Origin of the sequence: Adhaeribacter terrigena (assembly GCF_016623615.1) — a bacterium.
GTDB classification, from domain to species: domain Bacteria; phylum Bacteroidota; class Bacteroidia; order Cytophagales; family Hymenobacteraceae; genus Adhaeribacter_A; species Adhaeribacter_A terrigena.
This window is the reverse complement of record NZ_JAEHFX010000020.1, coordinates 1-878: the sequence shown is the minus strand read 5'-3', so window position 1 is coordinate 878 and position 878 is coordinate 1. Positions and strand designations below refer to the sequence as shown.

Below are 878 nucleotides of genomic sequence, written 5' to 3'. Positions count from 1 at the left end.
GACGGTTTTGCTTTCGACGACGTGCGCATTGGCGACAACTCCAACAACTTATCGATCAATGCCTTTATGCCCCTTACCCAGGTTTGCGGCTTTGGCACCAACGAAAGAGTACAGGTAGAGATCGAAAACCTGGGCGGCATCAACGTGAACGGTTACCAGATCAGGTACCGGGTAGATGGCGGCTCCTGGGTAAGCGGCACCACCACCCCGCAGCTATTGCCCGATGCCCCAATAAAATACACCTTCAGCCAGGGCGCTGACCTGTCTGCTCCGGGCGCCCACAGCATCGAAGTAGAGATCCTCAACACCCAGGGCACCGACCCGGAACCAGGCAATAATGCCATTGTTTACAACGTAACCAATGCGCTCTACAACGGCCTGCCTATCACCCTCGACTTTGAAACCCCGCCTACCAGCGTTTCTGCGGCCCGCACCATTACCAAAGCAAAATCGCAGGTTACCGAAGTGGCCGGCACGGGCAACGGCGCCGGGAAAGGCCTGATCATGGATGGCATCGACGATCCGAAATGGGTAATCCCGGTGGGCATCGTGGACCCGTGGCAAAACAACGGCGATAACTTCGCGGCCGTTTACATCTGCCTGGGCCCCACCAACATCGGCTCCGATTCGCTGCGCTTAACCTTCGATCTGAAACAGTTCTACAAAGCCACCCATTACAACACCAACTTCCGCGTAACGGTGAACGGCAACCAGGTTGGCCAGACCTTCAGGCCTCCTTTTGGCGGCTACGCTACCGGCACAACGGCGCAGTGGCAAACCATAGAAGTAGACCTGACCCCGTACAAAAACAAAGGCGGCATCCAGATCGGTTTGGAAAGCAACGTGCGGGAAGCTTTCGATAATACCAACGGCACGGC

1 protein-coding gene is annotated in these 878 nt (G+C 56.4%); it reads left to right on the top strand.

The window, feature by feature from the left end:
• The coding region (locus I5M27_RS18465; protein WP_200507870.1) for a hypothetical protein at positions 1-878 on the top strand (878 nt) is incomplete at both ends.